At 72.7% G+C, this 12344-nt stretch carries 11 protein-coding genes; 2 read left to right on the top strand and 9 right to left on the bottom strand.

Features of this window, described 5'->3' with window-relative positions:
• Positions 1-258: 258 nt before the first annotated feature.
• The 6 genes from ABZ990_RS04850 to ABZ990_RS04825 form a co-directional block, all read right to left on the bottom strand.
• On the bottom strand, positions 259-1365 hold the full coding sequence (locus tag ABZ990_RS04850; RefSeq protein ID WP_361225294.1) for a TIGR03857 family LLM class F420-dependent oxidoreductase: 1107 nt from the start codon (positions 1363-1365) through the stop codon (positions 259-261).
• Entirely contained in the window at positions 1362-2441 is a 1080-nt protein-coding gene (locus ABZ990_RS04845; protein ID WP_361225291.1) for a hypothetical protein, read from the bottom strand. The genes ABZ990_RS04850 and ABZ990_RS04845 overlap by 4 nt, the downstream gene beginning before the upstream one ends.
• Positions 2438-3790 carry a cytochrome P450 gene (locus tag ABZ990_RS04840; RefSeq protein WP_361225288.1) on the bottom strand — a complete coding sequence of 451 codons (1353 nt, stop codon included), beginning with the start codon at positions 3788-3790 and terminating at the stop codon, positions 2438-2440. The genes ABZ990_RS04845 and ABZ990_RS04840 overlap by 4 nt, the downstream gene beginning before the upstream one ends.
• Positions 3791-4222: 432 nt before the next feature.
• Positions 4223-5107: a MauE/DoxX family redox-associated membrane protein gene (locus ABZ990_RS04835; RefSeq protein ID WP_361225285.1), complete on the bottom strand. Its 885-nt coding sequence runs from the start codon at positions 5105-5107 to the stop codon at positions 4223-4225.
• Between the two features lie 13 nt (positions 5108-5120).
• Complete coding sequence (locus tag ABZ990_RS04830) at positions 5121-5744, bottom strand: cell wall protein (protein ID WP_361225282.1); 624 nt, start codon at positions 5742-5744, stop codon at positions 5121-5123.
• A gap of 152 nt (positions 5745-5896) precedes the next feature.
• Entirely contained in the window at positions 5897-6319 is a 423-nt protein-coding gene (locus tag ABZ990_RS04825) for a hypothetical protein (protein WP_361225279.1), read from the bottom strand.
• 954 nt (positions 6320-7273) lie between these two features.
• Between ABZ990_RS04825 and ABZ990_RS04820 the strand changes: the two genes are divergently transcribed.
• Both ABZ990_RS04820 and ABZ990_RS04815 read left to right on the top strand, forming a co-directional pair.
• Positions 7274-8293 carry a nitronate monooxygenase gene (locus ABZ990_RS04820; protein WP_361225276.1) on the top strand — a complete coding sequence of 340 codons (1020 nt, stop codon included), beginning with the start codon at positions 7274-7276 and terminating at the stop codon, positions 8291-8293.
• Positions 8294-8369: 76 nt separating this feature from the next.
• A complete protein-coding gene (locus tag ABZ990_RS04815; RefSeq protein WP_361225273.1) occupies positions 8370-9083 on the top strand; it encodes an SDR family oxidoreductase in 714 nt (237 codons plus the stop codon).
• A gap of 168 nt (positions 9084-9251) precedes the next feature.
• On the opposite strand, the gene ABZ990_RS04810 is transcribed toward ABZ990_RS04815, so the two are convergent.
• The 3 genes from ABZ990_RS04810 to ABZ990_RS04800 form a co-directional block, all read right to left on the bottom strand.
• Entirely contained in the window at positions 9252-9545 is a 294-nt protein-coding gene (locus tag ABZ990_RS04810) for a muconolactone Delta-isomerase family protein (protein ID WP_361225271.1), read from the bottom strand.
• A 221-nt stretch (positions 9546-9766) separates the two neighbouring features.
• Positions 9767-10363, bottom strand: coding sequence for a TetR family transcriptional regulator (locus ABZ990_RS04805; protein ID WP_361225747.1), 597 nt, complete (start codon positions 10361-10363; stop codon positions 9767-9769).
• A gap of 186 nt (positions 10364-10549) precedes the next feature.
• A complete protein-coding gene (locus ABZ990_RS04800; protein WP_361225268.1) occupies positions 10550-12058 on the bottom strand; it encodes an MFS transporter in 1509 nt (502 codons plus the stop codon).
• Positions 12059-12344: the final 286 nt, after the last annotated feature.

The following is a 12344-nucleotide window of genomic DNA, read 5'->3' as shown; positions in this document are numbered from 1 at the left end:
CGCTGCCGGAGCGGAGCGGGGAGAAGCGGTCGCGCGCCACGGCCCGCCGCTCGTCATGGACCGGTCCAGCCCGCGTCACGGATCGGTTCGCGGCGCGACACGGGCTGGTTGGTGGCGGTTCCGGCCGTCGTCGTCCGGTGGTCGCTCAGTCCGCCGCGTCCTCCAGACGCCCGAGGAGGGCGCGCAGCGCGTCTACGTTGATACGTCCATACGATGACGCCCGGCTGCGCGGGGTGGGTGCGGATGGACGTCAGTCGGTCACCGGGGTGGGAGCGGTGGCGGCGGTGCGGCGGGGGCCGGCGTGCTCCGGTGGCGGAACGCGCCGACGACCGGTGCCAGCCGGCCGGGTGGCGCGCCGTGGAGGATGAGTTCGTCGGCGCCGGCGTCGAGGTAAGCGGCCAGCCGGCGCGCGCAGTCGGCCGGGGAACCGAGCGCGGTGGAGGCGGTGAGCCAGTCGTCCGGGACGAGACGGGCGGGCCCGGCGAGTTCATCGGGGCGGTACGTCTCGTCGGCCAACGCCTGGCCGAGTGAGGACAGTTGAGGATGTGCGCGCAGCCGCTCCAGGACGGAGGGATCCCAGCCGTTGAGGCGGGCGATGCGATCGCCGTGCGGGACCGGGTGCAGATAGCCGACGGCTCGCCCCGCGAGAATGCCACGCTCGTGAGGGGTGGGGTCGGCCAGGGTGAGGACGGTGGCATGGACGCTCAGGGCCCCGGGGTCCCGGCCGGCCGCCGCCGCGGCGGCGCGGACCGTGCCGGACATCCGTGCCACGGCCCCGGGGGTGAGGAAAGCGGGAAGGATCACCCCGTCGAAGTGCTCCCCGGCCAGGCGCAGCGACTGCGGCCCGAGCGCAGCCATGAGCAGGGGGGCGGCCGTGGTCTGCGGGGGGCCGGCGAGCCGTAGGCCGGGGTAGTGCCCGGCGGGCCCGTCGTAGGCGACGGTCTCCCCGGCCCACAGCCGGCGCAGGATGTCCGCCAGGTCGACGACCATCCCCGCGGGGGCGGTCGGCGGGACGCCGAGGCCCGCGAGCCAGGGCCCGCCGCGCCCCAGCCCCAGGCGGAACCGCCCCCGGGTGAGGGTCTGCAGGGTGCCCGTCAGGGACGCGAGGACGGCGGGGTGACGGAGCTGGAAGGGGGTGATCGCCGAGCCGATGCCGATCCGGGTGGTCGCGTGGCCGAGGGCGCCGGCGACCACGCCCAGGTCACGGTGGCCGAGGCGTTCGGAGATCCACACCGTGTTCAGGCCGAGGCGTTCGGCCTCGCGGGCCTGCCCGACGGCCCGGCCCGGGTCGGTGAGGCCGCCGGACAGCACGTACGCCCCCAGCGGCAGCGGAGTGGGCTGAGGAGCGGACAGCGGGTGGTTCACGAGGCCGCCAGGAGTGCCTTGAGGCAGAAACCGGTGGTGACGGCGCGGCTGCCCCAGACCCGGGCGTGGTTGTCGAGCAGCGGGATCGCCTCCCACGAGCCGTCGGGGAACTGGCTGTCGACGATCAGGTCGAGGTCGAGGTCGAGGTCGAGGCCGTGGCCGGGTTCGTGGTCCTGGTCGTGGCCGGGTTCGTGGCGGCCTGGAGACTGGCCGCAGTGGCGCAGCGCGAGCACGGTCAGGGCCCGGTTGAGGGGATCGGTCGCGGGGGCCTGGGCGAGGAAGCGGGCGGCCCGGGCGGTGCTCTCCTCGTACCCGCCGAGGGTGCTCAGCAGCCGGACGGCGGTGTACGTGCTGTAGTACACGCCCACGTACCAGGCCGCGCGCCAGAAACCCATGGGCTCCTGCTGTCCGGCCACCCAGGCGCCGGCCGGACCGATCAGCGGCCCCAGGGCGCACGGGCCGACCCGCCGCTCGTACAGCAGGGCTCCGGACATCAGGTTGGCCACCACCTCCGGATCCCGGCCGGTGTCGTCGCGGCCGCGGCCCCAGAGCACGTTCAGCGCGGCCTGTCGGCGCCGGGCGGGGTCCTCCCAGAGGAAGGTGTTCACCGCCCCGTCCTCCCAGGCGTTCGCGGCCGCCAGAGCGAAGGCTTCGGTGAACTCCTCGGGGTGGGCTTCCCCGGCCCTGACCAGCACCTGGGCGACCTGGCCGAGGGTGTCGGCGTCGGGGGGAAGCGGCTCGAAGCCGGGGAAGTAGCGCCAGGACAGCCCGTCCCTGACCGTACGGAGATACGCGGCGTTCGCCTCCACCGGCGCCCGGCACTCCACATGCCCGGCGTCGACGGCGTCCTGCAACGCGTCGGTGATCAGGGCGACATGGAACGTACGGCCCGCACAGCGGAACCGGGAGAACCTGTCGGCGTACGAGGGCGGCAGGCGCAGGAGCGCGGCGTACTGTTCCACGAACTTCGCCGTGGAATAGGCCCCCATGGTGTGGACCGCGTCCGGGTAGCCGGTCTCGTGCTGCCGGGCGAGGTAGGCCAGGGCCCGGCGTACGGCTTCGTCGACGCGGCTCACTGATCGGCCCCGGCCTCGGCCCCGGCGCCACCCGCGCGGGAGCGGCGGTGGACGGTCAGCGGCATGGGGCCGGGCATGGGGATGAGCCGGACCACTGGTTTGACGGGGCGGTCGGACACCGGGCGCAGTGTGCGGCGGCGCAGGACGACGCCGAGGATGACGGCCATCTCTGCGCGGGCGAACTGCTCGCCCGCGCAGCCGCGGACCCCGGCCCCGAAGGGCAGGTACGCGTCCGTCCGGAGCCGGCCGGCCCGCGCCGGCGCCCAGCGGTCCGGATCGAACACGTCCGGGTGCGGAAAGAGGGACGGGTCACGGTGCAGGGCGTGGAGGGAGAACAGCACGATCGATCCGGCAGGCAGGGTCCGGCCGCCCAGCGTCACATCCGCCGTGGGGCTGCGCATGAGCATCCAGGTCGAGGGGTGCAGCCGCAGGGTCTCGTCGATCACCTGGTGCAGGTACGGCAGTTGCCCGAAGTCGTCGAATCCGATGTCCCGCCCGTCCGGCAGCGTGTCCAACTCGTCCTGCAGGCGCCGCTGGACGTCCGGATGCCGGCTCAGAAGATGACAGGCCCAGCTGAGCGCCCCGGCGGTGGTCTCGGTGCCGGCGATCAGCAGGGTGACGACCTCGTCGTACACCTGCTCGTCGCTCATGCCCTCGCCGGTCTCCTCGTCGCGCGCCGCGAGCAGCGCCCCCAACAGGTCGTCGGGTCCCGAAGGGCGGGAACGCCGGTCGGCGATGACGGCCTCGATCACCGCGCGCATCCGCGCACGGGCCCGCGCGAACCGGTAGTTCATGACGGTGGGCAGCGTGGCCGGGAGGTCGACCGGCGACAGCGCGCGCCGGCCGAGTCCCTCCAGGAGGACGGGCAGTGAGCGCTGGACGGCCGCGGTGCCGTGCGCGCCGAGCCGGGTGGAGAACAGCACCCGGGTGACCGTGTCCAGCGTCAGGTCGAACAACTCCCGGTCCATACGGATGAGTTGGGCGTCGTCCCAGGTCTCCACCCGCTCGCCGGCGATCCGGCTCATCGTGACGGTGTACCGCTTGATGTGCGCCCGGCGCAGCAGGGGCTGGACAAGCCGGCGTTGACGCAGATGAAAGTCTCCTTCGGAGGTGAACAGGCCGTTCCTGGCCACCATCCGGCCCTTCTCGAACATTCGCCCCTTCGCGAAGAGTTTCGCGTCGTCGACGAGCATCTGGTGGATGAGGGCGGGGTGGTTGACGGCGTAGGCGTCCCGTGTTCCCAGCCGGAACGCGACGATGTCGCCATGTCTCCGTAGTTCCCGGACGAACTCCAGTGGCCGGGATCGGAGTTGAAGCGAGTGCCCGAGGAGGGGGAGTCCGCCGGGCATGGCCGGGATCGGTGCACCGGAGACCCCGGCGGTCGGATCGGCTCGGTCGGCCGTCCGCCGGGAGGGCCCGGGTGGGGTGGGGGATGGGGTGCGGGGTGGTTCGTTCGGCATCGCCGTTCCTTTCCCTCGCGTGCGGAGGCGGGCTTTCCGCCCCTCGCCGGAAAGGTCGTGGCGGGCTCCAAGGGCGGGCCTCGGAGGGATCCCTGACAGCACCATGCGCGCGGGGGTGTCGCCGCGAGCGCCCGATGGGCCAATCTCCGCCTGCCAAGGGCAGGTTCGATCGAGGGGAGCGGGAGCGGTTCCCCTTTCAAGGAGGTCACGTCCAGTGTGGACACATCAGGGGGAGAAGCGCACACGAGAGGAACCATTCGAGGGGTGTAAGCGTCCCGTGGGCCCGCCGAAGCGCCGGGCGGCGGGTGGGCCCTGCTTTCCTCAGTTCTCAGCGGCGCCGAGAAGGGCGAGCACGTCGGCGGGGAGGATTTTCTCGCTCTCCTCGTCGACCAGTGAGACGCGAACCGCAGGGCTGGGTGCCGTGTCGATGCTCGCCGTGAGGTCCAGGGCGAACAGCACACTGACCGGGCGGCTGCCGCGCGAGTCCGGGTACGTGCCCGAGTAGCGCAGGACTCGCCACCCCTCCTCGTCCCAGTGGTCGAGCAGCGCCGAGCGGACCACCGGCCGGGTGGCCTGCCAGGCCAGGGAGCGCTCCAGCAGTTCCACGGTCGCGTCGACCGGCACGCGCGCGCCGGCCGACGACGGCAACGGGTTGCCGAACAGTCCGATCCTGGCCTTGCGCAGGGGGACGAGCCACAGGTGGTCCAGGTCGGAGGAGACGGCCGCCAGCAGCGTCGCCGTGACCAGGAGGAAGATCAGGGATGCGACCGGGCGCCCGGAGATCTCCGACCACCAGGCGGTGCCCGCCGTCGCCGCCGCCAGTCCGCCGGCCACGACCAGCCCGGCCCGGGCGAAGGCCCGTACGCCGATGGGGCCCTCCGCGCGGGCACTGCACCCGCAGGACGACTCGGGCGCGGTGGCCTTCGCGTAGGCGAGGTAGCCCGTGAACCCGAGGCCGAGGACGGCGGTGGCGGCGCCGGGAACGGCCGTGGTGGGGACGGCCAGCAGCGTGGCGGCGAGGACCAGTTCGGTCAGGCCCAGGGTCCGCAGGGCGAGCGTGGCCCGCCGGCCGTCGCGGAGCACCCGTACGAGTACGGTGTTCGCCGCCAGTCGGTCGGTGCGGCGGCCGAAGAGCTTGCCCGCGCCCGTCGGTGCCAGCAGCAGCCCGCAGACCAGGGGCGCGAGGTCGGAGACGACCGGGATCATGGGCCCGCCTCCTTCAGTGCCCGAGGGTCAGACGGGCGACGTCGATGTGGTTGTCCGCGGGCCGCCAGGCGCCGAGCACCTGCGCCGTCTGGCCGATGCGCATCCGCGAGAGGTCCGAGGTCAGCGCGCCGCCGAGGTAGGAGGCGGTGGTGGTGGCGGGCACGATCCGGCCCACCAGTTCATGGTGGGAGTGCGCGAGGTGCACCCGGTCCTTGGCGATGCCGCGGACCGTGCAGAGGACGTTCACGATGTTGACCCACACCGCGTCGGCGGCGATCGTCCCGTCGGGCATCTTCACCCCTCGGGCGTAGAGCCCGTCGCCCGCCTCGATCGCCTCCGCGGTGGTGGCGCGCAGCTTCCAGATGCTGGTGGCGTTCGTCAGCTGGACGAGGTGGTGCTCCCCGTGCGAGCCGACGACATCGAGCACGCCGCGGTTGACGGCGCGGATACGTCCCTCGGCGAAGGCGGCGGGGTACGCCGGGTGGAGCGAGGGCATCGGCGCGGCGAAGGCCGATTCGGCGTCGAGGCCGCCCAGCGCGGACGCGCCGACGATGGTGGCGCCGCCGATGGCGGCCGAGGTCAGAAAACGCCTCCGGTCCAGGCGGCGTCCGCCGGACTCCTGGCTGCTGTGGCTCATGTCGTCCCTCCTGTTCTTGTCTTCTGCTCTCTGTTTGCCGGGCTGTTCGCGGTGGGTCGGGTGGTGGGCGGTGCTTGGTGCGCGTTGTGTGGTGCGCCGAGTGGTGTGTTGCGCGGTGCGTCGTGCGGTCCGTCGTGCGGTGCGGGCCGAGGTCACTCGTAGAGGTAGACGGGCAACATGCCGGAGCTGAGGCTGCCGATCGCGGAGAACGCGGCGGGGGTGAGGTCGACGACCCGGTTGGTACGGCAGGTGCCGTTGCAGCACGTCGCCTCACCGCAGAAGCTCTGGGTGCGCGGACCGCAGTCGGCGAGCGTGACGCACACCGTGACGCCGGAGCACTGGTGACGGACGTTCATCACCGAGCCGCAGGCGCGGCGCGGCATGTTCTCGCCGCACAGGTCGGGCCGGGTGATGTTCCAGCAGGCCGAGGACAGGTTGGGCCAGGCGGCCATGTTCTGCGCGGACTGGCAGGTGCCGCACGCGCCGGTGTTGTCGCTGCCGCAGGCACCCCAGGCGTTGCCGCAGCAGAACCAGCTGGCTTCACCCGCCCAGAGATAGGTCGATCCGCAGGCCATGTCCGTTCCTTTCGCGTGGGCCGGTCACGGTGGGAGTGGATGACCGGTGCATGACAAATCGAGTAAGGGGGCGTCATGTGGTGATGCCACCGACGCCCGAACGCCGTGCCGATGCCGCGTTGATGCCGGGATTTCAGGGAGTGCGGGGAGAGGTGCGCTCGTGACCAACCGCTTCGCGGAGGGAGCGAGATCGTTCCGTGCTGTGCCATGCCGATGATGCGGTGGGCCGTGTGCTGATGGGCAGCCCGAAGGGCCTCTTGCGGCGTCGCGCGTCGGATGAAACGGCAGTGCGGATGGAACGGATCCATGATGCGCGTCTGGCCACACGTCCGGAAGTAGGCGGGCGGGAGCAATCCGTTTCGGCCGCCGGGTCCGGGAACGGAGCTCGGGGCGGGGCGGGGCGGGATGGTTGGTGCGCTCGGTGGTCTGCGCTGCGTACGGCGATGGCGCGGGCGCGAGCCGGGGGGCGTGGGGCGTGGGGTGCGAGCGGGTGCCGACCGGCTGATCGGGTGGCTGGCCGATCCACGCAACGCGGACCACTGGCGTGCCCGAGCCGGACTGACTCCCCGCCGCGTCGCCGGATAGCCGGCCGGGTGGTGCCGGGGGAATCGCCCGTAAGGGTGGGTCGAGGGTGCGGGCAGGGGCGTGTTTCTGTGCTGGTCCAGGGCTGAGTCCTGGCATTCTGTGGGCACCTGCGGCGGAGGGTGCCGGCCCCCGTCCGCCGTCGGTCCGGACCTTCGGGCCCGTGAGGGCGAAGGGCTCGGACGCCGGTGACGTCTCGTCTCCACGGTCGCTCCTCGGCCGATGTCCGGGCGCCGTGGCCGACGGCCGCGTGCCGGTGCCGACTGCCCGCCTCTGACTCCGGGGAGCAGGAGTACGGAGGCGCGGAACCAGGGAAGTCGTCTCCCGAGAGGCCCCAAGAGGCGGCCCCAAGAGGTCCGGAGAGGAAGCGGGATGAGTGTGCTGACCACCAGACTCACCGAGAGGTTCGGCGTCCGGTACCCGTTCGTCTGCGCCGGTATGGCCTTCGCAGGAGGTACGGCGGATCTGGCGGCGGCCGTCTCCGGAGCGGGCGGCATCGGTGCGGTGGGTGCCGGACTGCTGCCGCCGGACACGCTCCGGCAGGTCGTCCACGAGATCCGGGAGCGCGCGGGCGACGCGCCGTTCCACGTCAACCTGATCACGTACTTCGACAACACCGAAGCGGTACGCGTCTGCGTCGAGGAGCGGGTGCCGATCGTCTCGTTCCACTGGGGGCACCCGCCCGCCACCCAACTCGAGCGGCTCCGGGACGCCGGGCTCTCGGTGTGGGAGCAGGTCGGCTCCGCCGACGCGGCGCGGCGTGCGGTGGACGACGGCGTGGAGGTCGTCGTCGCCCAGGGCTGGGAAGCCGGTGGGCACAACTACGGGGGCCTGCCCACCATGGTCGGGGTGCCCGCCGTGGTGGACGCGGTGGGGGACCGGGCCTTGGTCCTCGCCGCGGGAGGGATCGCTGACGGGCGCCAAGTCGCCGCGGCGCTGTGCCTGGGCGCCGACGGCGTGTGGGTGGGTACGCGGCTGGTCGCGTCCCAGGAGGCACACGTACATCCCGAGCACCACCGCCGACTCGTCGCCTCGCTGGGCGAGGACACCGTGCTCAGCCGGATCTTCGGCCCGGAGTGGCCCGAGTTCAACCCGATGCGGGTCCAGCGCGACCGGGTGGTCGCCGAGTGGAACGATCGGCAGGCCGACGTACCGACCGACCGCGACGGACTCGACCAGGTGGGTACGACGGACTTCCAGGGAGAGTGGACCGTCCTGCGCAAGTTCAACCCGTTCCCGCCCGTACCGGCGACCGACGCCGACTGGGAGGAGATGCCGTGGCTGATGGGACAGGGGGTGGGCCTCGTCCACGACATCCGGCCGGCGGGGGACATCGTCAGAGAGGTGATGGAACAGGCCGAGCGCGTTCTGTCGGCCCGCCGCGGGCAGTGAGCGGACCGGCCTCCCGTCCCGGGTGACCGGCCGACCGGCCCGATCGGATCCCCCTCTCCCTTTCCGGAAGGACGTCATGAGCCCCCAGAGCCGCAAGGTCGCCGTCGTCACCGGCGCGTCGCAAGGCATCGGCGCCGAGCTGGTGTCCGCCTACCGTGGACTCGGATACCGCGTCGTGGCCACCTCGCGCACCGTCGCCGCGTCGCAGGACCCGGATCTCGTCGCCGTTCAGGGAGACATCACCGACCCGGAGACCGCGCGACGTGTCCTCGCCGCGGGCATGGAGACCTTCGGTCGTATCGACACGCTGGTCAACAACGCGGGGGTCTTCCTCGCCAAGCCCTTCACCGACTACACCCGGGAGGAGTTCGCCACCGTCATCGGTGTGAACATGGCCGGCTTCTTCCACCTCACCCAGTCGGCGATCGAACAGATGCTCACGCAGGGGGCAGGCCACATCGTGACCCTCACTTCAAGCCTGGTCGACAACGCCGACTCCCACATCCCGTCCGTGCTGACCTCGCTGACCAAGGGCGGTCTGCAGTCCGCCACCAAATCGCTGGCCATCGAATACGCCACCCGCGGGATCCGGGTCAACGCCGTGTCACCGGGGATCGTCAAGACGCCGATGAACCCGGAGGAGACCCACGAGGCGCTCAGCGCGCTGATCCCCGTCGGCCGTATGGCCGAGGCGAGCGACATCGCCGCCGCCGTGATGTACCTGGAGAACGCCCCCTCCGTCACGGGGGAGGTCCTGCATGTCGACGGAGGGCAGAGCGCCGGACACTGACCTTGGGTGACGTCCGGTTGACGCTGTTCGAGGGCGCCGCCCGGAGAGCATGGGACGCCGCAGGCCGCCGGAGGTGCCCGGGCCGTATCCGCCGCGAGGCCGTACCGTACTGCCTCTTCGTCCTCTTCATGCGGGCGACCCCTCCGCCGCCCTGCGGCCGCCGGTCGGTCAGGAGGCCGGGCCGGGGTCGTTGGGGTGGGGTTCGAGCGCGGTCACGGTGACGGTCATCCACGGGCGGAGCGGCAGGGTTCCGAGTACCTCGGCGTGGAGTTCGTCCTCGTCGGCGGCGCGCCAGATGCCGATGCTGCGCAGTTCGCCGACCGGTCGCCACAGGCGGGCGAGACGGCCCTCGGCGGCCAGTTCGCGGGCGCGCACGGCCTCGGCCGCGCGGCGGCGGTCGACTTCCTCGGGGCTGGTGCCCTCGGGTACGGCGGTGGTGATCTCGACGAGGTACTCGCGCATGGGCCTCTGCTCTCTCCACGGGTCTCCCGCGGCGGGCCGGATCGTGATCCGGCCCGCCCGCAGTTCCGTCCTGGCCTCATCGTCCACCCGCGACCGGAGCCGGCGCCCGACGAACGGCAGGCCCGCACGCGACTTCTCACGGCGCCCTGCCACGCCCCGCCCCGCGCGGACCGCCGCGCGCCCCGCCCAGCCCAGATCCGCCCCGCCCCCCCCAGATCCGCTCAGGAAGTCAGCTGCGCCTGCACCAGCGGGCCGTAGCGCTCCACCACGTCCTCGACGTCCGAGGCACGCAGCCGCTCGCCGCGCGCGATGCCGAACATCACGCCCAGGCCCAGCAGGGCGCCCACCGCGAGTTCCGCGCGCAGCCCCGCGTCCGGGCCGTCCAGACGGCCCGCGAGGCGGTCGACGACCTGCGTACGGAAGTTGGCGCGCAGGACGTCGCCCCGCTCGCGGTGCAGCGGTGCGAACACGATGCGCAGGACGGGATCCGCGCCCCGCTCGCTCTGGCTCACCAGCACATGGCGGACCATATGGCGGCCGAGATCCGCGAGCGGCGCGTCCAGCAGGGCCGCGGCGTCCTCCTCGAAGGACATGACCTGGGCGAAGAGGCTGTCCTTGTTGCCGAAGTACTTCAGGATCAGGGGCGCGCTGACCCCGGCCCGCTCGGCGACCGCCTTGAGCGTGATGTCCGCCTGGGAGTGCCGGGCCAGGAGGTGGCGGACGGCCTTGAGGATCGCGGTCTTGGTCGCCTCGGCGTCCCGGCGGGCGGGGCCGCGGGTCGCCTCGGCGCCACCGGACGTCTCACCCGCCTCGGGCACGGGCGTCACCGCGGACGTCGCTCCCTGCCCGGGGGCGGACGAGGGCACGGGCACGGGCGCGGGCGCGACCCCGGCCCCAGGCCCGGCCCCGCCCCCGGCCCCGTACAAGGGTGCCGCTCCGGGCGGGCCGTCCGGCTCGGCCGGGTGCTCCCGGGGTGCCGTGGCGGAGGGGATGATCATGGGGGTTCAGGCTCCTTCCAGCGCCTCGCCGCGTACGGTCTCCGCCGCGGGCCCGGCGACCTTGCGCAGACCACCGCCGGCCCGGTCCTTGGGGATGGCGAGGGCGGCGGCACAGGCCACCAGTGCGACCGTACCCGCCATGGCGAACGTCAGCAGATAGCCGTGGAGCGTGGGTACGGCGACGCCGCCGACGAGGCTCGTGTGATGGACCAGGACCGCGGCGACGGCGGCGCTGCACACGGCCTGGCCGATGGTGCGCATCAGCACGTTGACGCCGTTCGCGGACGCGGTCTGGCCCGCCGGGACCGCGCCCAGGATCAGGGTCGGCAGGGCCGAGTACGCGAGGGTCGTGCCGATGGCCACGACCGTCGCGCCGACGATGATCATCCACAGGTGGTGGCTGTCCGCGATGCGTACGGCGTAGCCGACCACGAGGACGGCGGCCCCCAGGGCGAGGGTGACACGGGGGCCGCGGGCCGCCGAGATACGGGCCGAGACGGGGGAGAACAGCAGCATGGTGAGCCCGCCGGGCAGCAGGCACAGACCGCTGCCGACGATGGACAGACCGAGGCCGTAGCCGGTGGCCTCGGGCGCCTGCACGAGCTGGGCCGTCACCAGGGAGTTGGCGTAGAAGCCGAAGCCGACCAGCAGGGCGGCGATATGGGGCAGCGCGACCCGGGGCCGGGCCGCCAGCCGCAGATCGACCAGCGGTCGCTCGGCGCGCAGCTGCTGGACGCACCACAGGGCCGTGATCAGGACGCAGGCGGCGAAGAGCCCGAGGATACGGGGGCTGGTCCAGCCCCACTGGCCACCCTGCGACACGCCGAGCAGCAGGCTGATCAGCCCGGCGGCCAGTCCCAGCGCGCCGACGACGTCGAACCGGCCCGGCGCGCGCACCGGCGACTCCCGGATCGCCCACCAGGCGAGGAGGAAGCCGGCGGCGCCGAGCCCGCTGGTCACCCAGAACATGGCGTGCCAGCTGGCGTACTGGATGACGAGCGCGGCCAGCGGCAGACCGAGCGCCGCCCCGATGCCGACCGTGGAACTCATGAACGCGACGGCGGAGCCGGTCCGCTCGGGCGGGAGTTCGTCGCGCAGGATGCTGATCGACAGCGGTACGACCGCGGCGGCGGCGCCCTGCAGGGCACGCGCCGCGATGAGCACGCCGATGTCGGACGAGACCGCGCAGAGCACCGAGCCCAGGGTCATCAGGCCGAGCGCGATCAGCAGCACCCGCCGCTTGCCGTACATGTCACCGGCGCGCCCGAGCACCGGGGTGAGTACGGCGCCGGCCAGCAGGGTGGCGGTCACCATCCAGGAGACCGCGCCCGCCGAGGCGCCGGTCAGCCGGGGCAGGTCGGGCAGCAGCGGGACGACGACCGTCTGCATGACGGCCATGAGGATGCCGCCGAAGGCCAGCACCGGCACCGTCGCCCGCTCCCGCACTCCCGGCCGTCCGACGGGCCCGCCGGGGGTGCGGGACGGGGGTGTCGGACGGCCGGGTATCGGGGCCATGAGTGCTCCAGGGGCAGGCGGTGAATCACTGGTGAATAGTGATTCACCGTAGCAAGTGAATGACTATTCACCTGATGATCCAAGGAGAGCCCGGGTGAATGCTTGACGGTTTCTTTTCGAAGCTGATCCCTTTTGTCATGGATTGTCATGGAGGGGGTCCGTGCCCCGACGCGCGGCTGCCAGCCGACGACCGGAAACCCGACAACCGACGACCGACACCCCTCAGGCCCGGCACCCGGCGGCATGAAAGCCGCCGACTGCCGGGCCTGAGGCCAGGAGGACCGGG

The sequence above is a fragment of the Streptomyces sp. NPDC046203 genome (genome assembly GCF_040646255.1).
GTDB lineage: Bacteria > Actinomycetota > Actinomycetes > Streptomycetales > Streptomycetaceae > Streptomyces.
Note: the sequence above shows the minus strand (reverse complement) of the source record. Positions and strands in the feature narration are given on the sequence as shown.

Excerpts from the sequence above, each read along its gene's own strand:
- ABZ990_RS04830 (WP_361225282.1), bottom strand. The coding sequence starts at position 5,744 with ATGAGCCACAGCAGCCAGGAGTCCGGCGGACGCCGCCTGGACCGGAGG.
- ABZ990_RS04825 (WP_361225279.1), bottom strand. The coding sequence starts at position 6,319 with ATGGCCTGCGGATCGACCTATCTCTGGGCGGGTGAAGCCAGCTGGTTC.
- ABZ990_RS04820 (WP_361225276.1), top strand. The coding sequence starts at position 7,274 with ATGAGTGTGCTGACCACCAGACTCACCGAGAGGTTCGGCGTCCGGTAC.
- ABZ990_RS04835 (WP_361225285.1), bottom strand. The coding sequence starts at position 5,107 with ATGATCCCGGTCGTCTCCGACCTCGCGCCCCTGGTCTGCGGGCTGCTG.
- ABZ990_RS04815 (WP_361225273.1), top strand. The coding sequence starts at position 8,370 with ATGAGCCCCCAGAGCCGCAAGGTCGCCGTCGTCACCGGCGCGTCGCAA.
- ABZ990_RS04840 (WP_361225288.1), bottom strand. The coding sequence starts at position 3,790 with ATGCCCGGCGGACTCCCCCTCCTCGGGCACTCGCTTCAACTCCGATCC.
- ABZ990_RS04800 (WP_361225268.1), bottom strand. The coding sequence starts at position 12,058 with ATGGCCCCGATACCCGGCCGTCCGACACCCCCGTCCCGCACCCCCGGC.
- ABZ990_RS04810 (WP_361225271.1), bottom strand. The coding sequence starts at position 9,545 with ATGCGCGAGTACCTCGTCGAGATCACCACCGCCGTACCCGAGGGCACC.